This is a genomic window from Aquimarina rhodophyticola, from assembly GCF_042434915.1.
Lineage (GTDB): Bacteria > Bacteroidota > Bacteroidia > Flavobacteriales > Flavobacteriaceae > Aquimarina.
The window spans coordinates 3,644,769-3,668,368 of the sequence record NZ_CP170198.1; the positions used below are offsets into that span (position 1 = coordinate 3,644,769).

General features: G+C 30.0%; 9 protein-coding genes. All 9 read left to right on the plus strand.

Annotated features, from left to right (window positions below; translation table 11 throughout):
* Positions 1–24 precede the first annotated feature (24 nt).
* The 9 genes from ACE939_RS15715 to ACE939_RS15755 all read left to right on the plus strand — a co-directional run bounded on the left by ACE939_RS15715 (position 25) and on the right by ACE939_RS15755 (position 23,546).
* Positions 25–966 (plus strand): TauD/TfdA family dioxygenase, encoded by a 942-nt coding sequence (locus ACE939_RS15715; protein WP_378186685.1) that lies wholly within the window; start codon positions 25–27, stop codon positions 964–966.
* 288 nt (positions 967–1,254) lie between these two features.
* Positions 1,255–7,602, plus strand: a complete 6,348-nt coding sequence (locus ACE939_RS15720) for an amino acid adenylation domain-containing protein (RefSeq protein ID WP_378186687.1) — start codon at positions 1,255–1,257, stop codon at positions 7,600–7,602.
* Between the two features lie 6 nt (positions 7,603–7,608).
* Complete coding sequence (locus ACE939_RS15725) at positions 7,609–11,490, plus strand: beta-ketoacyl synthase N-terminal-like domain-containing protein (protein ID WP_378186688.1); 3,882 nt, start codon at positions 7,609–7,611, stop codon at positions 11,488–11,490.
* Entirely contained in the window at positions 11,490–13,877 is a 2,388-nt protein-coding gene (locus tag ACE939_RS15730) for an outer membrane beta-barrel protein (RefSeq protein WP_378186690.1), read from the plus strand. Before ACE939_RS15725 ends, ACE939_RS15730 begins: the two co-directional genes overlap by 1 nt.
* 36 nt (positions 13,878–13,913) lie before the next feature.
* A complete protein-coding gene (locus ACE939_RS15735) occupies positions 13,914–14,630 on the plus strand; it encodes a thioesterase II family protein (protein ID WP_378186692.1) in 717 nt (238 codons plus the stop codon).
* Between the two features lie 94 nt (positions 14,631–14,724).
* Entirely contained in the window at positions 14,725–16,362 is a 1,638-nt protein-coding gene (locus tag ACE939_RS15740; protein ID WP_378186694.1) for a cyclic peptide export ABC transporter, read from the plus strand.
* A 61-nt stretch (positions 16,363–16,423) separates the two neighbouring features.
* Positions 16,424–20,875 carry an amino acid adenylation domain-containing protein gene (locus ACE939_RS15745; protein WP_378186696.1) on the plus strand — a complete coding sequence of 1,484 codons (4,452 nt, stop codon included), beginning with the start codon at positions 16,424–16,426 and terminating at the stop codon, positions 20,873–20,875.
* Between the two features lie 37 nt (positions 20,876–20,912).
* Positions 20,913–22,853, plus strand: coding sequence for an alpha/beta fold hydrolase (locus ACE939_RS15750; protein WP_378186697.1), 1,941 nt, complete (start codon positions 20,913–20,915; stop codon positions 22,851–22,853).
* A gap of 45 nt (positions 22,854–22,898) precedes the next feature.
* Positions 22,899–23,546, plus strand: coding sequence for a 4'-phosphopantetheinyl transferase family protein (locus ACE939_RS15755; protein WP_378186698.1), 648 nt, complete (start codon positions 22,899–22,901; stop codon positions 23,544–23,546).
* Positions 23,547–23,600 lie beyond the last annotated feature (54 nt).

Here is a 23,600-nt window from a genome sequence, read left to right on the forward strand (position 1 = left end):
TAACTTATATTAAAAATCAAAAAAATGAGACCAAAAGCAAATCTTCCTTTTGTATGGGATAAAATATCTTCTGAAATAAAATCTCTCCCGGAATTGTTGAAAACAAAGCCTCAAATCATTAAAGAGTTACTTGCTGTTCATGGAGCTATACTTTTTAAATCTTTTGAAATTTATGACGCTGAAAAACTAGAAACTTGTGTCAATGCTTTTCCTGGTAATTCAATGGATTATGTTGATGGTAATTCACCTCGCACCAAATTACAAGGGAAAGTGTATACATCAACAGAGCATCCAGCTGAAGAGTTTATTTCTTTACATAATGAACTTTCTTATGGAAGTCAATGGCCTAGTTTTATTTTCTTTTGTTGCGAAACCGCTCCAATGAAAGGAGGTGGTACTGTAGTTGCTGATAGTAGAGCTATCTTATTTGATCTTTCAGAAAATACCAAGAAGGTGTTCAAGGAAAAAGGGGTGGAGTATATTCGAAATTTGCATAGCGGTTTTGGAGCAGGCCCTTCCTGGAAAGATACGTTTGAAACAAGCCAAAAAGGAGAGGTAGAGAATTACTGTAAGGTAAATGATATTTTATATACCTGGAATGATGATGATAGTCTCCGGCTTGTTCAAAGACGAAAAGCTATTATCCAACATCCTATAACAAATGAGGAAGTTTGGTTCAATCAAGCAGATCAGTTTCACCCAAGTACCAATTCGACAGAAGTTTACGAAGCGTTAATGGAGATATATGAAGAAGACCCTACAAGCATGCCTCAGTATGCAACCTTTTGCGGTGGTGATGAGATTCCTTTAGAAATGTTAGAGGAAATTCGGTCTGTTGCAAAAAATAATATGGTAACATTTAAATGGGAAAAGGGCGATTTGATGCTAGTTGATAATATACTTACCGCTCATGGGCGAATGCCTTTTGAAGGACCTCGAAAGATCCTAGTATCTATGTCTTCGTAACAAAATATTTACTATAAGAGGTAAATGACTTTAGTTCTTCGTAAAAATTATTTAATCTAATACCTTTATTCAGGTAGAGCGTAATTATAACACCTCGAAATAATTTAGTCAATAGCTTTGTATCCTATATTAAACAATTTGACAATTTAAAATATCTCTAATTATTTATTTTGATACTAGTTTGAGAAAACGTCGGATTATATCTTTTTATATCACTTTCGAATCGATATTCGAATGCCTCTAAATAAATTTCATCACAAAAGTATCATTACACTTAAAAAATTAAAAATGAAAAATAATAATAGTTCATTAAAGTTAAATAAAGAAAACATCGAGGATGTTTATCCCATGAATGATATCCAGAGAGGAATGATATACACTACATTGAGGAATCCTGGAAGTGCCGTTTATCATGATCAATTTGTGTTTTATGTTCCTTTAATTAAAGATTCTAATCGCTTCAAAAAAGCATTAGAACTGATGGTGGATATACATCCAATCCTAAGAACCAGTTTTGATTTAGAATCTTATAATGAACAGATTCAAATACTACACAGACAAATTGATCCGATTTTAGAGTTTGAAGATTTAACCTCTTATAAAGAACAAGAACAACAAGAAGAATATATTAAAGAGTTTATGCTAGCAGAACGGTTCAAACCTTATGATTTTAGTAAGGCTCCGCTATGGCGAATTAAGCTCTTTAATGTGAATAGTAAAAGTACGGTTTATTTAATTCAATTTCATCATGCTATTCTAGATGGTTGGAGCATGGCTTCATTTAATACTCAGCTCTTTAATATTTATTCGAGATTAGAAACTGAACCTGTATATATTCCTGAAAAACTAAGCTTTACGGTTAAAGATGCAGTGATAGAAGAAGTAGTAGAAAAGAAAAATCCTACAACAATTAAATTCTGGAAAGATAGATTAATTGGACATAATAAATTAAATATTTTTTCAAAAAAGGAAACTTTTGAATCTTATAGAGTGTTCATTAATGCAGAGATTACTAAGAAATTAAAGCAACATTCAATAGATCATGAATTACGTTATAGAGATATGATTTTTGGAGCTTTTGTCTACGTATTAAAACTAATTTCTTTTCAAGATGACTTCGTATTAGGAATGGTTTCTAATACGAGACCTCCTATTGAAGATAGCGATAGACTTTTAGGATGTTTTTTAAATACTTTACCCATGAGACTCTCTTTGAAAGAGTTTGAAAATCTAACATGGTTAGAGTTTTTCAGAGCAATGGATAATGAAATGAAAGTCCTTAAAACAAAAGACAGATCTACCTTATATGATATAACTAAAATTGTTGGAAAAGAACGAAGTATTGAAAACCCTTTCTTCGATATAATTTACAATTATATTGACTTTTATAATGTTTATAAAGATCTAAAGGTTTCTGATTCGGATTCAAAACATTTTAAAAGTAGAAAATCTAAATTGAAATCTTTTGAGGTAACAAATACTTATTTGGATATTAATATTATTGATATCTATAGTAGGTCTATTGAACTGCATTTAAAATTAACAAGAGAGTTTGAGTTTGAATATTCTTTGGCAGACATATGTGACTATGTTGAAAATATTTTAACACAATATTTAGAAAATCCCAATGCAAAAGTTAAAGATACGTCTCTTCTTTCTGTAAAAGAATTAAGACAAATAAAGGAGTTTAATATAACAGAAGCAGTATATACTGAGGATACTACAGTATTAGGCTTAATGGCTACTCATGTAAAGGAAGAAGGAAAAGCTCCTGCGGTAAGTTTTGAAGGTACTACAATGATTTATAGAGATCTTGATGAGCAGTCCAACCAATTAGCCAACTATCTTGTTAAGAATTACAAGATAGAAAAAAATGATTTGGTAGGTGTACGACTTGATCGGAGCCAGGATATGTTGATTTCAATTTTAGGGGTTCTAAAATCGGGAGGTGCCTATATCCCTATTGATACACAGTATCCCGAGGAACGGGTTCTTTATATTGAGCAGGATAGTAATTACAAAGTGTGTATAGATGCTAGTTTTATTGCGAGTTTTAGAGCAGCCCAATCAGGTCTTAGTAAAGGGGGCTTAGATTTAAATTTAAAAGGTTCAGATGTAGCATATGGTATTTATACTTCTGGCTCTACGGGTAACCCCAAAGGAGTACTGAATACGCATGCAGGTCTATACAACCGATTACTATGGATGCGAGATGATTTGGGTGTTGATAGAAGCGATGTCATTTTACAGAAGACTCCTTATACCTTTGATGTTTCGGTTTGGGAGTTATTAATGCCTAGCATTACGGGTTGTGAATTGGTCTTCGCAAAACCAGAAGGTCATAAAGATCCTCTATATCTTCAGCAGATTATCGAGGATTCAAGAATAACGATTACACATTTTGTTCCATCGATGTTGGGCATATTTTTGGAGAATTTAACTCCAGAAACCTGTAGAAGTTTGCGTCACGTAGTTTGTAGTGGAGAAGCCTTACCTAGTAGTATGGTAGAAGAATTTAAGCAAAAACTTCCTTGGGTTCGGATTCATAATTTGTATGGTCCTACAGAGGCTGGTATAGATGTCACTTCTATAGACTTAACCGATGTAGATACCAAAGAAAAAGGCGTAAGTATAGGAAAGCCTGTTGCTAATACTAAGATTTATATAGTAGACAAGAATTTATTAGAGCAACCCATCGGAGTTCCAGGAGAATTATTGATAGAGGGTATTCAGGTAGCACAGGGCTATTTGAACCGTCCTGATCTCAATTCTGATAAATTTATAACAAGTCCATTTACCAAAGGAGCTCGGATTTATCGTACGGGTGATTTGGCGAGATGGTTGCCAAATGGAGAGATTGCTTATATCGGTAGGATAGATGATCAGGTAAAAATACGCGGTAATCGTATAGAATTAGGAGAGATAGAAAGCAAGATGCAATCCTCTGGATATGTAGATAATGCAGTTGTAATGGTAAGAGGAGAAAGTTCGAGGAAATATTTAGTAGGCTATGTGATTGCCAAAGAAGAATATACAGAGGATGCCTTATATGATTATTTGACTACTCATTTACCAGATTATATGGTTCCCAGCCAGATACTGATTCTAGAAGAGCTTCCATTAACATCGAGTGGCAAGGTGGATCGTAAGGTCTTACTTGCTATGGAGGATGATCATGTAGTATCAGATCAATATGTAGCTGCTAGAAATGAGATGGAAGAAGGGTTGGTGCGAATCTGGGAAGAAGTGCTAGAATATGAGGGAGTTGGCGTTCGTAGTAATTTTTTTAGGATAGGCGGTGATTCTATCCTCTCGATACGATTGATAAGTAAGATCAATAATAAATATGATACAAGCCTCACAATAGCACAGTTATATGAATCAAATACTATAGAAGGATTATGTGATGAAATTCAGTTGGTTAATGGTGATGATCTATCCAAAATTAAAGCACAAAAAAAGAAGATAGAAAATGATATTCATCAATTAAAGGAAAGCGTTCTTCAGAAAATTGACGATCCTGAAAACATAGAAGATGTTTATCCTATGAGGGATATACAGAAAGGAATGGTTTTAGCATCTTTATTAAATCCTTCTGCTGGTACTTATCATGATCAATTTGTTTTTAATGTTCCTAAATTGAATATAACTATATTCAAAGAGATACTTTCAAAACTTGTGAAAAAACATTCTGCTTTAAGAACCAGCTTTAATATTGGAGATTTTAATAGTGAAGTTCAAATTGTATTAAAAGAAGTAGATTTTGATATTACCAGAATAGATATTCAAGATTTGGATATTTCAGGACAAAAAGACTTTGTGAATAGATTTATGGAATCCGAACGTGTAAAATCATTTGATTTTGATACTGCCCCTCTTTGGAACATGAATCTGTTTACGGTTTCAGAAAATAATGAAGTTTTATTATTTCAGTTTCATCATGCTATATTAGATGGATGGAGCCAAGCTTCGCTTTATACAGAATTGTTTAAAGGTTATGAACAATATATTTTAGGAGAAAAGGAAAGTATTGAAATAAAACCTCTTAAATCGAGTAATAAACAAGCCGTTGTTGAAGAAATTTTTGGAAATAATAATTCTATTAATAAAGAATTTTGGAATAAGGAATTGAATGGATTGAATAAGATAAGCCTTTTTAAAACTAAGCCAGTATATGAACAATATAAAAAGGAATATGACAAAATATTTAGAGATCAGTTAACATCTAAATGCAAAAATGATGATTTGGCATTAAAATCAGTTATTTATGGAACTCTATATTATATTATTCATTTGTTATCCAATCAGGATAATTTTATAATGGGTTCGGTAGATAATAATCGGCCATTAATAGAAGATGGAGAAAAGTTATTGGGTTGTTTTTTGAATACGCTTCCTGTAAAAAGTGAAATTGACGTTAGTGATACTTGGGGAGAATATTTTAAAAAAATAGATCATAAATTTAATTATATAAAAAAGAATGACCGTTTAACTCTTAATGAAATAAAAAAAACTATATCCAAAGATTCTTCTGATACTTCACCCATTTTTAATATACTATTTAATTATTTAGATTTTCATGTTCGAAAAGAACTAGATGCCAAGTTTCAAACAAATGGAAAAGAAGATGGTTATTTGCAAAAACTGGGTATAAAATCATTTGAATCAACTAATACATTCTTAGATATGGACGTAAATATGTCTGGGAACGACGGATTTACTTTAAATTATACGCTTCAAAGAGAATTAAAAAACAATTTTACCTTAGAGAGAATTAATGAGCTTATAGAGAATATACTCCAAAATTATCTAAATAATTCAGAAAGTAAAATTAAAGATACAGATATTGTTTTAACAAAAGAAAAGGACTTAATAGAATCAGGATTTAATAAACCTTCTGAAGGTCAATTTGAAAATACAATAATCGATTTATTTGAAGAAACAGTTCAAAATTATAAATTAAAAACAGCGATTATTGATGAAGACGCCTCATTTACTTATGAGCAGTTAAGTAGTGAGGTCAATAGATTTGCTCATTTTCTTAACGTCAAATATAAATTAAGACATTCAGATGTTATAGGTTTAGAACTTCAGAATAGTGATTACGCCATCGTTTCTATTATGGCTATTCTTAAATTAGGAGGAACATATGTACCTATTGATATAGATTTTTCATTGCATAGAAAAGAATATATTCTTAATGATTGTAATTGTAAATTTGTAATTAATGATGCTATCATTAGCGAATTCATTAAAGAAAGACTTGATTATAACTCTGAATTTGATAAAGAAAAGATAGACTATAATGATGCCGCATATATCATATATACTTCTGGATCTACAGGTAAACCTAAAGGTGTTCCTATTACACATGAATCCTTAGTAGACTATTCGTTAACATTTAAAAATTATATTCAGATAACAGATAAAGATATTATTCTTCAGCACGCTAGTTTATCCTTCGATGCTTCTGTTGAGGAGATTTTTCCTACATTAATTAGTGGGGCAAAAATGATAATTAATAAAAACAAAAATGATTTTTCAGAAATTTTAAATATTTGTAAAAAAGAAGAGGTCTCTATTTTATCTACAAGCCCCTTCTTAGTTCAGTACCTAAATGAAAATTTTATTGAAGAGACATATAATTTACGTGCAGTAATTAGTGGAGGAGATGTTTTACAACCCAATTACATGGATAAAGTTTGGGATAAAATTGATATATATAATTCTTACGGACCAACAGAAAGTACTGTTTGCGCTACTTTTTATAAAGTTGATAAGCTGAGTACAAATATCCCAATAGGAAAACCTATAAACAACAGGCAGGTTTATATTCTTTCACCTTCATCTGATAAGCTAATGCCGATTGGTTTTATTGGAGAAATATGTATTGGGGGACTTGGCTTGACAAAAGGATATTTGAACAGGGAAGAAGAAACTCGTAAAAAAATTATAGATAATCCATTTGAATCAGATACCAAATTATACAGAACAGGGGATTTAGGAAGATATTTGGCTGATGGAAATATTGAATTTTTAGGAAGAAGTGACCTGCAAGTTAATGTTAGAGGAATAAGAATAGAGCTAGAGGAAATAGAAGTAAGTATTTTAAATACGGGATATGTCAAGAATGTGGGAGTTCTAGTCGATGGAGAAGGAGAAAATAAGAGAATAATAGCTTTTGTTGTTCCTAATGCTAATTATAATAAAGAAGCACTAAAAGAAACCTTATTAGCCTATTTGCCAAAATATATGATACCTAGTATTTTTGTAGAAAAAGATATGCTCCAATTAACTTTTAATGGAAAAGTTGATAGAGATAGTCTTAAGGACTTCAAGGTAGAAAATTCACAAAATAGTGCCAAGACATTTCCTAGGAATGAATTGGAAATAAGATTATCATCAATTTGGCAAAGTGTGCTTGGCATACCTGAAATAGGAGTTTTGGACAATTTTTTTGAAATAGGAGGTAATTCTATTTTAGTAATGAAATTTAAGCATAGTCTAGAAAAAGAATTTGATGTATCCATTAATATAGTTGATTTGTTTAATTACACGACTATCGAAGATCAAGCTAAATTGTTTGAACAAGAAAAATTAGCTGAAAATGAAATTATAGAAGAACTTAAATTTTAAAAAATCATGAATGATTCTATAGCAATTATAGGGGTGTCTTTTGATTTACCCAATATTAAAAACTGGGAGGATTTAAAAGCATCTTTATACGATAAGAATACATATATCGATGAAATGCCTAAAGAGCGATTAAAAGAAATCGAATTAGTATTTGGCAATATTGAAATGGCTAAGTCGGGTTATCTGGCAGAAATAGATAAGTTTGATAATGCGTATTTTGGCTTTACTGAAAGAGAATCTTTGAGACTATTTCCAGAACATCGTCTTTTTTTGACCAATGCAGTCAAGGCTTGCTATCATGCAGGGTATGCAGAGGCATCTTTGAAAGGGTCAAAAACAGGTATTTTTTATACCAGCTCTAAATCTGCTTATCAGAACTATACTAATTATTCTGACTTATCATTTAATAGTTTTGATATCATAGAAGGGATTGAAGGTACAAGATTAGCAAAATACTTGGATGTAAGAGGACCTGTAGTTTCAGTAAATACAACATGTTCTTCTTCTTTGGTTGCTATAAATGTCGCAAAACAAAGTTTAAACGCTCATGAATGTGATATGGCAATCGTGGGAGGTGTTAAAACACTAGCTCTTACTAAAGAAAATGTTTTGAATAATGTTGTTCAGTCTAAAAAAGAGGCATGTAGACCTTTTGACCAAAATGCTGATGGAACAATGAATGGAGAAGGAGCTATATTTTTTGTGCTTAAGCGCTACGAGCAGGCTATTAAAGACAAAGATGCAATTTTAGCAGAAATAAAGGGGGCTGCAGTAAATCATGGAGGAAATAGGATATCAAGTTTAACAGCTCCTAGTTCTGAAGCACAAAAAGAAGTAATTGTACAGGCGTGGGAAAATTCAAAAGTAGACGTAGAAAAAATGAGGTATATAGAAGCTCATGGTACTGGCACTATTTTGGGTGACCCAATTGAAGTAGAAGCTATAAAACAAGCTCTTTCTCAATTAAACTCTTCTCGTAAAAACATTCCATTTGCAGTAAGTTCTTTTAAAGGTCAAATAGGCCATCTGGATTATTTAAGTGGATTAGCTGGTGTACTTAGGTTAGTTGCTGCATTAAATTTCAAAGTTATTCCGATTCAGTCTAATTTTAATAAGTTGAATGAATATTTTGACTTAGAAGAAACAGGTTTATATGTTCCCACAATTGCCGAAGATTGGACTAGTAAAGATAAGGAGCGAATAGGAGGTGTTAGTAGTTTTGGATTAACAGGTACAAATGTACATCTTGTTCTGTCTAAAAACGATGCAAACAATACTATAAAAACACCAGATAAGCAAGAATTGAAGTATCTTCAAATAAGTCATGATAACAGTCATAAACTAAAGTCTTATAAAGAGTATCTAATAGAGAAAATTGATAATATAGATTGCGATGAAGATATATATAAACTGTGTTCAAAACTCAACAGAGTTTTTCAGATAAATAAAGAAAATCAGGGAATAATTTATTCTTCCAAAGAGTCATTAATTACATCCCTAAAGGCAAAAAAAACTAATTCGGTTGATGAAAAGCTTTTTTTGCTATTGGATTTAAATATCCTTCACTATTCAAAAGAGTTCATTGAATCAATATTCATTGAAAATTTGTTTATTAAAGAGCAGTGGGATCAGAATGTTTCTTTAGAATTAAACAAGATACAAAATCAATATGCCTTAAATATTTTATTTCAATTTACTATTTATAAATATGTCTTCAATAAACTTGGAGTAAAAGTAAAACTTATAACATCACAAGAAGATAGTGCAATAAATAAATTGATTAAGTCAGAAATTTCAGTAAGAGAAATAATTGAGAAAACAAGCGAAGAAAAAGAACTTAATAATCCCTTTGATGAAAATCAATTTAAGAAATATTTAGGACAAACTTCTCTTATTAGGAATGTTGTTATAATTGATTTTTCAAATAAAAATCAGAGTAGGTTTAACAACTTGAAATTAGATTATATTTATGGAGATCTTTCTAATAATGACAGATTTTTACTTTATACCAATATGTTAGAGTCAGGAGTAGATTCTCTTAAATCAGGTTTTACTTCTGAATACAATAATATAGAACTTCCTTATTTTAGCCCTAAACGATTTTGGCCAGAAGTTAAAAAAAGCTTTCTAAATACTAAGGATATAGTCAAAAGTACCTCGAAAAAAGAGGGAACTAACGCTAAAATATTTAATAAAAAAGAAATAAAGGTTATACTTAATAAAGTTTGGTCTTCTATTTTAGACATGAATGATTTTAATGAGGAGGAAGATTTTTTTGAGTTAGGAGGAACATCAATTTCAGCATTGGATATGATTGATGAGATCGAAAAAAGTATAAAGGGAATAAAAATACTGTATGAAGAAATTTATTCGTATGCTACTGTAAATAAACTCACAGATTTAATTTATGTACAATTAGAAAATATTTCAAGCTCTATTAAAGAACAAAAAAATGAAAACCATAGAATAGACGAAAGCCAAATAAATAGTATTGTTAAAAATTCTTGGGTTTCAATTCTTGATTTTGATAATTTTAGTGATGATGAAGACTTTTTTGAGCTAGGAGGAACATCACTTTCAGCATTAGATATGATTGATGAGATCGAAAAAAATATAGAAGGAATAAAAATCTTATATGAAGAAATATACTCATACTCAACAGTATCAAAACTTGTAAAAAAAATAGTTTTTCAGTTGCAAAATGATAAAATAATAACAAATTTAAATAATGATAAATTAGACCCAATACTAAGAAAACAAAAATATGAGAATCTACTAGATAATATAAGTAAAGAAGAATTTTCGAAATATACGCCACAAAATATTTTGATAACTGGAGCAACAGGGTTAGTAGGGGCTGCCATGGTTAGTTATCTGCATACAAATACAAAAGCAAAACTTTATTGTATTGTACAGAAAAAAGATTTCAATTCTCCAGAAAAAAGATTTTGGTCAATTTTCCAAAAACATTATGATATTGTAGATACTTCTAGAATTCAAATAATCGAAGGGAATTTGTATTTAGATAATTTGGGTATGAAACCTAATGAGAAGAAAATAAATGAAATCGACACTATATTTCATATAGCAGGCTCTCCAGAATTTATTAGCAAAAAAACTAGCGAAGAACATATAAACTATCTCGGAACGAAGAATATTGTAGATTGGAGTAATAAAAAAGGAATTAAGAATTTTAATTTTATTTCGACAATTGGCGTTGTAGGGAAAGTAATGCCGTATGAAGTTGAAAACTTTTATGAAACAGATATGGATTTAGGACAGGATCCAGGAAATTATATTCATGCCTCATCAAAACTTAAAGCAGAAGAATATATTAAGAACTATTATCAATTTAAAAGCAAAGTTTTTAGAATTTCAAATGTAGGAGGTAGGTTTGAAGATGGTTTTTTTCCTACTGATCTTAGCAAAAATTTGATGTGGTTAAAATTGAAGTCATTATCAGAACTAAACTATTATTATGAAGAACTCTTGAAAGAAAACTCTAGTATTAGTCTTTTTCCTGTAGATATTCTTGTCAAGTTAATAGTAGAGATTTCCTTTGTGAATATCAAAAGCATAAGCACTTTCCATATTAAAACAGAAAGATCTTTTTTAAATCTTGAAATATTTAAAGCATTTAAAAAAGCATGTATTCAATTAGAACTTCTTTCTTATGAAGAATTTATGAGTTTCATGGATAATAATCATTATAAAATGAACTTTTATAATGTTGCCAGTGAAGCTAATAAATACAAGTTAAGAGATGATGCAACTAATAAAGTTATTTCGAAATTAAATTTGAGTAAATTTAGAGAATTTAATAAGCAATTATATTTAGAAAGATTACTATCAAAAAACTTAAAACCAAATAATCAAATAATATCATAATGAAGAAATTAGGATACTTTTTATTAACCATCATACCATTAATTTCATTCTCACAAGAAATAAACTATTCTATAAGAGGAAAAGCGAAAACTCCCGACGGATATTTACCATCAGGAAACGTTATGGCTCTCAACCCTAAAGATTCTACTTTAATAAAAGGAGCTTTTTTTTATGAAGGAGATTTTGAATTAAATGACTTAACAAACCAAGAGATACTGTTTAAACTATCATCATTAGAGTTTAATGATACTTTTATAAGTATAAAATATTTAGGTGATTCGATGATGGATTTAGGAGAGATAAGAGTACAAAACTTGGGGGATGCTTTGGATGAAGTTGTATTAAAGGCTAGAAAACCTGTTTACAAGCAAAAATCAGATGGTACAATAGAGGTTTTGATTGAAAATACAACATTAGCCACCAGTAATTCTACGAATGAAATTTTATCTAAATCACCAGATATAATTATGGATGATGGCGTCATTTCAGTATTTGGAAAAGGAAGAGCGATTCTATATTTAAATGGAAAACGAATTACCGATGATCAATTAGCACTGATTTCACCATCCAACATCAAGAAAATAGAAATAATAAGAAATCCCTCTTCAAGATATGACGCAGAAGGTGCCGCCGTAGTAAATATTAGTACTATTAAAAACATAGGTGATGGCTATCAAGTAGGTATTAAACAAAATGTAAGCTATTCTGAATTTGGAGGAACAATTTCATACTCAAGTTTGAATCTGGATCTTAATAAAGGTCGTTTTTCATCTAATAGTTATTATGCACTTCAACTGGGTAAGGAAAGAGAACTATTGCATACTACTAGAGATCGAGATGATGAGAATGTTTTTTTACAGACTGATTTAACGACCGATTGGCGTCGTGAATTTGAAAATTACTCATACTATGGTTCGGGCCTTCAGTATACTAATGATGATAATAGTTATGTGTCGTTGGAGTATTCAGGATTTTCGGAAGGATTAGGGGGGAGTCAATTAAGTAATAATGAAATCACCAATAGTAGTAACACAAGTTTTTTTGAAAGTGATATTGATAGAGATGAAAAAGTAGTAAATAATTCGATATCATTAAACTATAACAAGCCTATTGATACTTTAGGGACTGAACTTTTTTTTGGAGGTCAATATTCTAATTTTAATGCAGACACAGATAATTTCATTCTTGAAGAAAATACAATAGGAACCACAGATTCATCAAGGTTTCTTAAAAACTTATTAAATCTTGATATTGATATTTTTTCAGGTCAATTAGATTACAAAAAGGTTTTTAAAAATGAGAGTTCTTTAGAAGTAGGGACAAGATATAGTTATGTTAATAATGAATCAGATTTAGATTTTTTAGTTTCAAATGATAATTCTAATTTTGTTATTGACAATGATCTATCAAATTCATTTGGTTATAAAGAATCAATTGGAGCCGCATACTTTAGTTATCAAGGAACCTTAAATAAAAAAATAAATTATGTTATTGGTGTAAGGGGAGAATTTACTAATTACGATTTAGACATATCCTCACTAGATGAGGATGAACTAATAGAAGATGATTATTTCAATTTTTTTCCAAATTTTTCTGTAAACACCAAAATTTCTGAGAATAACACCCTTAATTTCGCATATTCATCAAGAATAAGAAGGCCTGCTTATCGATCGTTAAATCCTGTTTTGATATATCAAGATCCTTTTACGTCAATACAAGGAAATCCAGAATTAATTCCTGAAATCACGCACGCTTTTGAATTAGGAAGCACGACAAAGAAAACGACGTATAAAATTGGATATAATTATACTTTAGATCCAATGGATGCGGCAGCTCTTAGAGGAGAAGGTCCTAATAGTTATGTTTTAAAAGGAATAAATTTAGAGAAGCGACACGTTTTTTTTACATCTGTTTCAAGAATGTTTAGTAGAAAATGGTTTACTTCTAACAATACTTTGAGTTTATTACATACCAACATAATAGATAATCAATTTGATTTTGAATCAATTGATCCTAACCTTAATTTGTATCTTTATTCTAATAATAGATTTAATATATCTGATACTTTTAATGCTGAAATTTTGTTTTGGTACTTAGGAGATAAAAAATATGGAATTTATAAAGATAATAGTAGGTATAATTTAACGATTTCAGTGGATAAGTCATTTTTCAATAACTCTCTAAAATGTACATTAACAGCTAATGATATATTTCATAGCATTATAGCTTCTGGTCGCTATAATGTAGGTCAAACAGAGATTTATTACAACAGACGATGGAGCACAAATTATTTTAGATTATCCGTTAATTATAACTTTGGAAAATTAAAAAAGGCTGCATATAAAAATAAATCAACAGGGGACTTAGAAACAAGAAGAGCTCAATAATCTTTTATTTTAGTAATCACTATTAAATTTTAAAATATGCAATTATTCTTACTTCACTTTGCTGGAGGAAGTTGTTATTCTTTTGAATTTCTAAAAAAGAATATTAATTCTGATATAGATTTTATTGCTTTAGAAATACCTGGTAGAGGCAAAAGATTTGAAGAAGCTCTACTTAAAAATAAAGAGCAGGTAATACAAGATTATTTCAACCAAATAAAAAAGCTAAGGAATAAACAACCATATATAATTTATGGGCACAGTATGGGGGCAACTTTAGGGTTAAGTATAACCAAAAAGATGGAAGAAATAAATGATTTCCCCTGTCATTTAATAGTCTCAGGAAATCCAGGCCCAGGGGTTAAAGAATCATATGAAAAGCAACAAAAAGGGAAACGCTACTTAATGAAGGATGAGGATTTCAAAGAAGAATTAAGAGAATTAGGAGGGGTTCCAGAAGAGATTCTTGAAAATGATGAATTATATCATTTTTTCAGCCCCATCATGCGTGCTGATTTTGAAGTTTTGGAAAAAGATAATTATTCTGAAGAAGGATTAATTATTAAAACGCCAATTTATGCTTTAATGGGAACTAAAGAAGAGCAATGTCATGAAATTGATAACTGGAAACGATTTACTTCTGGAGAATTTCAGTTTCAAATTTTAGATGGCGATCATTTCTTTATAAATGACCATCCCGAACAAATAGCGGGAATTATTAAAAAAAACTTTATTAATAATCAGGTTGTAAGTTAATTTACAACTAGAGGTTTATTTAGGTTTATTACTTCGCAATACTATTACTCTAACCGTACATAGTTATTTTTACGTACATAAATATTTGAGACAAATGTTAAAATTAAAACCAAAAGATATTATTCTTTTATTGCTATATGCTATACCTAATACTCTTTTGAGTTTTGGAATTATTTATATAATAAATAATGTTTTATCGGGGAATGAAGAATTTTTAAAAGACTATATGATTATAGTTTTTCTATCTGCTGTAGGATATACATATTTACTAAATGTAATTTTTCAGAAAGGATTAAATAAATATGCGTTTAAGATATTATATGAGAATGAAAAAAATCTGTTTAATCAAATTTTAAGAGCTCCTTTGGTAACTCTCGAAAAATTTGGGACGCAACGTTTTTATACAGCAATGGAGGATTTACGTATATTTTCTAATTTACCTTATACAGTTACCCATACAGTTAGCTCTTTGTTGATGTTAGTCCTTGGAGTAGTGTATATGTTTACACTTTCACCTATATCTGCAGGAATCGTTCTTGTTCTTATCATATTAGTAGCTGTTTGTTACTTTATTGTTATGAACACTATGTCTAGTCAAGTAAGTAGGTTACGAAAATTTAACGAACATTATTATAGTTATGTTGATGATTTGATTTTAGGATTCAAAGAATTAAAATTAAGCGTATCCCGAAGAAAAAATATAATGGAAAAATACTTAAATCCTAATCGGGATGATTCTGAAGATTTAGATTTCAAAATCAATTATGTTTTTCTTTCCATTAATATGATTAGTCAATATGGTTTATATGTTGTGATTGCTGCGATTTTATTTGGATTACCCTCTTTAGGTTTATTAGAAAGAGATGATGTTATCGCCTATGTGGTTGTAATTCTTTTTATTTCGGGCCCGATAAATAACCTAATAAATTTGCAGCAAATGTATACTCGTTTTATGGTCGCAAATAAAAGAATTAAAAACTTCATGAAAGATTTTCAAATTGATGATGAAGTTAGGAATCCAATCCAAAATGAAGATCATAAGTTTCAGTCACTAGAGTTTAAAAATATATCCTTTAATTATGAAAGTGAAAATGATGAAAAAACGTTTGCATTAGGTCCTATAGATCTTACAATCAGCCAAGGGGAAGTTTTGTTTGTAGTAGGAGGTAATGGATCAGGCAAAAGTACATTCATTAATGTTTTAACTGGTTTGTATATGCCTACTGAAGGAGAAATTGTTTTAAATGATAATAAAGATCTGAATATAAAGGATGATTTACAAGATTCAATGACCGCAATTTTCACCAACAATCACATATTTTCGCATAATTATGATGATTATGTTCTTGAGAATAATAAAGAATATGGTGAGCTACTGAAAACCATGCAGTTAGATAATGTCGTTGAAGATGATACAGAAGAATCAGCAAGAAGAAAATTTTCAAAAGGACAAAGTAAGCGAATGTCAATGATTTTTGCTCTTCTCGAAAAGAAGCCAATTTTAATATTAGATGAATGGGCAGCAGATCAGGATCCACATTTTAGAAAATATTTCTACGAAGAATTAATCCCCAAATTAAGATCTGAAGGAAAAACCATTATAGCTGTAACTCATGATGACGCCTATTTTCACCTTGCTGATAGAATTATAAAATTCGATTATGGAAAAATTGTAAAAGATGTCAACGTAGTCAATAATAAAGAAGAACTAGCCGAAAACCTTTGGGCCTAGATTAAGCAAACTCTACTCAAATAAGAGTAAAAACTTTAATAATCACATAGAACTTTTTGATATGAAATTGACACTTCCACAACAAGATGTCTATTTTGAGCAATTGTTATATCCAAACGAACCTATTTATAATATAGGTGCCAAAATAGCTATTAAGGGTGATATAGATTTTGAAACCCTTAACGAAGCTTACATAAAGCTTATCGATCAACATGATGCATACAGAAGTATTGTTGTTCGCACCGAAGGAAATGCTGAAATGAAAACTTTACTCGAACATAAGTCCACTCTTGGTTTTGTAGACTTTTCAAATAAAAAAGATGCGAATACCAAAGCTGAGGTGTTCATGCAAAGAACCTTTGAAGAGCTTTTTGATTTTGATTCTAAAGAATTATTACACAAGTTCATTCTAGTTAAGGTAGATGAAACATATCATTATTTATTCTCAGTATATCATCATATCATTACGGATGGTTGGGGAACATCCTTAATGTTTCAGAGGCTAGTTACAAATTATAATGAACTTATTGAATCAGGTAGTATAGAAACAGAGTATCCTTATGACTATAAAGATTTTGTTAGCAATGATAGAGAATATATCAATTCAGAAGCTTTTTTAAAAGATAAACTTTTTTGGAAAGAGAAGTTTCAAAATCTTCCTGAGCGGTTATTTGAAAAATTGGATGATACGATTAATCTTAATAAGAGTAGTCGAAAAGAATTAATGATTAAAAGATCGGTATACAATCAACTTTCAGACATAGCTAAAATATATAAGAGTTCAACTTTTCATGTGATTCTGGGATTGTTATACCTTTATTTTGGAAGGAAGCATCAAAATAAAGATTTTGCAATAGGCCTTCCTGTTTTGAATAGAAGTAAGTCAGTTTTCAAGAAAACAGTAGGCCTTTTTATGGGGGTTTCTGCTTTGCGGATATCTCTTGATTTTGAAGATACATTTGAAGATTTAGTGAGTAAAATAAAACAAGAATTAAGACAAGATTATCGTCATCAACGTTTTCCATTAGGAAAACTGATCAAAGAATTGGATATTTTTAAGGAAAAAGACAGATTGTTTAATATCACATTGTCTTATGAAAAGCAAAATTATTCAGATCATTTTAAGAATACGACAACAAGAGTTATCCCACTTACACATCAATCAGAAAGGGTAGCCCTTGCTGTTTATATTAGAGAATTTGATGAGTTAGAAGATGTCAAAATCGATTTTGATTATAATATCAATTATTTTAATGAAGATTCTGCAAGCCAGTTAGTTGAACATTTTGAACATCTTATGGGTGATGTTGTTAGAAATACGAAGAAAAAATTATCAGATTATAGCTACTTAATAGATAAAGAAAAACAACTATTAAATGCATTTAATCAAACACAATCAACTTATAAGAAAGATACAACTTTATTAACCTCTCTTGATAATCAAGTAAAGAAAAATTCAAATAGTATTGCAATTCAAGATAGGTTTAAGAACTATACCTATAAGCAATTAGATAATCTATCAAATCAAGTAGCGAAATACATATTACAGGAGTTTGGAAACAACGATACATCTCCTATCGCTGTTTTAATGAATCGTTCTGCAGATTTGATTATAATTTTAGTGGGGATTTTTAAGTCAGGAAGAGCTTATATTCCATTAGACCCTAGTTTTCCTAAAGAACGGCTTAAATACATAATTGCACATAGTGATGTAAAGTGTATCATAGGAGATGCCCAAAAACAAGATATAATTAATGCTATAGTTAGGTTTGTAAGTATTGATGCAATACTTTATACTAATAACTTTAACACTTATAAAACTTCTTTTGTGAACAGAGTAAAATCATCTGATACGGCTTATATAATTTATACTTCGGGCTCCACAGGGGATCCTAAAGGAGTAGAAGTAGGGCATCAATCTCTATTAAATTTTTTGTTGAGCATTCAACAAAAGCCAGGAATAACAAATGATGATATACTGTTTTCTGTAACTACGCAGTCTTTTGATATTTCGATTTTAGAATTTTTTACTCCTTTAATTTCTGGTGCAAAATTATATGTTATTGATAGTGATACTTTGATTGATCCTCTAGCTATAATTAAAGAACTAAAACGAATTAAGCCAACCATAATGCAAGCAACGCCTAGTTTCTACCAGATGCTTTATAATGCAAATTGGGAAGGAGATAGTACGCTAAAAGTATTATGTGGTGGAGATTTATTGAGCGAATCTCTTGCGGAAAATTTATTAAACACCTGCTCAGAAGTCTGGAACATGTATGGTCCTACAGAAACAACTATTTGGTCAAGTATAAAAAAAATTGATACGCCCAAAGATGCTTCTAATATCGGAAAGCCTATACAAAATACTAAAATTTATGTGCTTGATGATTATAGAAATCTATTACCAGTAGGTGCGAGAGGTAATATTTATATAGGAGGGGATGGATTAGCAAAAGGATATTTTAAAAATGAAGTGCTAACGAAAGAGAAATTTATAAAGAATCCATTTAATGAAAATGAAAAGATCTATGAAACAGGAGATATGGGAAGATGGAATACTCGTGGCGAAATTGAATTTTCAGGTCGTAATGATCATCAGGTGAAAATTAGAGGATACCGTATTGAGTTAGGTGAAATAGAAACTAAGTTAAACCAATTAAAAACAATAAAATCTTCTGTGGTTGTTGCTAAAAAGAAAATAAATCAAGAAGCTTCTTTAGTAGCCTATGTAGTTCTAAATCAAAAATCGATTAATGTAAATGAGGTAATCGATCATTTACAAAAGGAATTACCAGAGTATATGATACCATATACTATTATTCCATTAAAAAAAATTCCATTAACACCTAATAAAAAAGTAAATAGAAAAATACTAGCTCAAAAGGATATAGAAACTTCTGTGGTTGCATCTAAGCATAAAAAACCTATAACTGTTTTAGAACTTAAACTTTCTAAATATTATAAAGAAGTTTTAGAAACAAAAAATGAAATAGGTACAACGGATAATTTTTTTAGATTAGGGGGACATTCACTAAATGCAGTAAGATTAATTGGTAGAATAGAAAAAGAATTAAAACATCAGATTTCTCTAAAAGCCATTTTTGATCACCCAACTATTGAATCCTTAGCTTTGTTTTTAGAGCAGAGAGAAACTAAAGAATTAAAAATTATAACTCTAACAGGAAGAAAATCACATTATCCTATTACATTACCTCAATATGCTATATGGTTGACTTCATTTCAAAGTGAAAAATCGATAGCATATAACATGTTTAGAGCATACAGAGTAGAAGGTATATTTAATCATGTTTTGTTAGAAATAGCTTTTAGAAAAGTAATTGATAAGCATGAGACGTTACGAACAAATTTTGTTGAATTTAACGGTTTTCCCCATCAAATAATTAAATCAAGAAAAGAAATGTTTTTTAAAATAGACCGTTTTTTTGTAGATAATTCTGAGATAAAAAGAGAATTGGAAGAGTATGCCAATCAGGAGTTTGATCTTAAGGAAGAAAACCTAATTCGTTTGGGTATGTTTGAAACATCAACGGGGGATCGTTTATTATTATTTGTCACCCATCATATTATAATGGACGGATGGTCATTAGAGGTCTTGATAAAGGAAGTCATCGAACACTATGTTTCATTTACTTCGGAAATAAGCTTTCAAAGAAAAACGCTCAGTCTTCAATTTAAAGATTATGCAGTTTGGCAGCATAATGTTGAGCTTGATAATAAAAATGATAACCATTACTTTTGGAAACAGTATCTCAATAATTATCGATGGAGAAGCCTGATTCCTTATGATCAAGAGGAGGGGTTAAGTGAAAAATATTCTGGGAGTTTCTATCATTTTAATTGGGATAAAACGTTTCTTGAAAAGCTGAATCAGACGGCATTGAGTCAAAAAATCACGCTTCATACGCTATTGACTACTGTATTTAATATAGTGATTTATAAAATGCAGGGGCTTAATGATATTTGCATAGGCACCATAAATTCTGGAAGACCTTTCTCAGATCTACATGCTCAAATTGGAATGTTTGTAAAAACTTTACCATTACGTGTAAAGATAGAATCTGATCAATTGTTTGCAGATATGTTGCAGAATGTCCAAAAGGATATGTTGGCTATCGACAAGCATCAAGATATGCCCGAAGATATAATTAGTTCTCTACGATTAGAAGCGATTCTAGTATTGCAAAATCCAACATTTAATTATGAGAAAATTGAAGTAACTCAGGATTTTTCTTTGGAGTTTCATCCTGTGGATGCAAAATACAATAGATTACCATTACTAGTTAGCTTTTCTATTAATAAAGAGCACCTGCATGGCTCTATTTATTATGATACGAGTAAATACGAAAAAGAAACCATTGAGCTATTGGTGTTAAAATACAAGAAAATTCTCGATGAGCTTATAGGTAACCCAAACATTTCAATAAATGATATTAATGCTGACATGGCATTTGAACAAGAGAAGGCTATTGATATAGATTTTAGTTTTTAAACATCACAAATCAATAAAATTATAATAATAAAAAATTATGAGTTTTTATATTAAAAATATAATAGTAATGGTGTTGTTTGTCTTTTGTTGTTCCACATCAATACAGAGTCAAAAGGGATCTTTACAAGAAACGGAAACTTTTTTTCCTAATGCAGAAGTATTAAATGAAGATACAATAGCATACAAGTTCCTTTCTGTTCCCGAAAATTGGAATGATCCCAAAAGTAACACAATTAAAATTGCAGTTTCTATATTAAAAAATAAGTTTAATAAAGTTAATGCTGATGCTGTTGTTTTTATTCAAGGAGGTCCTGGAGCAAGTGGTGTCCAAAATATTGGATCTTGGTATAGACATCCTCTTCGCGAAAAGAATGATATTGTTTTATTAGATATTAGAGGAACTGGGTTTTCAGAACCTAGACTTTGTCCTGATTTAGGGAAAAAGTTTTTAGGAATCTTAGCAAAGAATCAATCAGAAAAAGAAGATGAAAATCAAAAGATATCTGAAGCATTGTCGTGCAAACAGGATCTTTTAAATCAAGGGGTGGATATAGAGGCATATAATAGTGTGTCTGTTTCACAAGATTTACATGCTTTAAAGAAATTATTGGGATATTCTAATTGGCATGTGTATGGGGCTTCTTATGGAACATATATGGCTCAGGTTTATACCAATATGTATCCAAAAGACATTAAAACATTATCATTAGATTCTTCAATTTCAAATATATCAACATATTATACGAAGAATACTACCAATTATGTGAATATTCTTTCTAAAGTATTCAAAAAGTGCTTAAACGATCCAGCTTGTAACGATCAATATCCTAATTTGGAAAAGGTATATTATAAAACCATTGCAGATTTGGATGAACATCCAATAACCGTAAAAGTTGATGAAAATTTAATTGAATCAGGTGAGTTTACGTATAATTCAGAGGATTTTAAAATTGCAATTCAACAGGCACTTTATCATAAAAAACTTGTTGAGGTTATTCCGCTATTAATTTATCAATTTCAGGATAGAAACGAAGATGCTTTAGGGAATTTGGTAGCTGCATTTTCTAGCTTACTTGGAATGGATTATGGAGTGTATTATTGTGTGAGCTGTAATGAAACGCTTCCTAATAATAAATTCCCAGAATATCAATCTGATGCTTCGAAATATGAGCAATTAAAAGGCGGGGTTTCATTTTATAAATCTGATTTTAAGATTTGTGAGAGATGGAATCTTAATCGGCAGGTTACAATAGCGCCTTATGATTTATCTAAATTATCAAGCATATCATCTCCTGTACTCGTATTTTCTGGCGAATATGATCCTATTACTCCGGTTTCAAATGGCAATGAAGTAGCCCAAAAATTTAAAAATGGAGATGCTATAATTGGTTATAACCTTAGTCATGTTCCAGGTTTTACTAAAACAGGAAATAAGGTGGTAGAAGCTTTTATAAATGATCAAAGAAAGCAATTAGATGTTAATGCATTCAAAAATGAGGAGAAAATAGAATTTGTTAAAGGGGTTATTCTCAACTCCGGTGTTTCAAAAGTTGGAAGTAGCTTAAGGCCATTGAATTTAGTTCTTTTATCTCCGTTGCTTGTCGCTTTACTTCTAATGTTATTTTTTATTTTTACGTATACTATCAAACTATCAAAGAAAAATTACAATGCTAATTCTGATAAAATAATAAGAGTTTTTAGTGTTGTAACCTCCATAGCTGGGATTATAGGCGTGGTAGGTCTTTTCTTAGCTTTAGGAAAAGTTGCCGATCAAAATTATTTTATTTTGGCATTTGGACTGCCAGATAATTTTAATTATGTATTTAGTATATTATTAGTCTTTATTGTTTTGTTAATGATTACGCTACTATATTTTATAACCCAAATAAAAAAGATAAAGGATAGAAGTGTTATCTTCTCTATCTTGTTTTCAAATATTTTGTTAGTTATTTATTTGTTTTATTGGAATATATTCTAAATTAAATCCTTTGCTAATTAATCTTAATTTAAATAGATATTTTAATTGATTCATATTCTCTATTCATATATAGCTCAGGAAAATCATTCCCGTTTATTACGTACCTTTTTACCAAATTTTTCTAATGATTTTCAAAGAAAAATCTTAACATATAGAAGATGGCAGGATGTTCAGTTATCATTATTGGGTAGGTTGCTTTTGAAACAAGGAATGGAAGGAATGAGTAAAACGTTTTGTGAAGAAAATTTAATGTATTCAGCCTATAATAAACCCTACTTTAAAAATAAATGTGTGAAATTTAATATTTCTCATTCTGGAAATATTGTTGTCTGTGTACTATCAGAAATTGATGAAGTGGGAATTGATCTAGAAATTCTAAAGAATATTGATATAGAAAGTTTTAAATCTCAAATGACAAATTTAGAATGGAAACAGATAATCTCTTCAAATGATGTAAAAAACGCATTTTATAACTATTGGACAAAGAAAGAGGCTGTATTAAAAGCTCATGGAATGGGACTTTCAGTTCCTTTAAATTCTTTTGAAATTATAAATAATCAAACAAAAATTAATGGAGAGATTTTTTTTCTAAAAAAAATTGAACTGGATAATGAGTATAAATGTCACCTAGCATTCAAAAATAAAATTTGCACTACAATTTTACTCCCTGTCGAAATAATTTTTCCTTCTTAATGTATTTTCCGTCTTCAAAAATTGATGACTGATCATCCCCTCAAAATTGTCCTC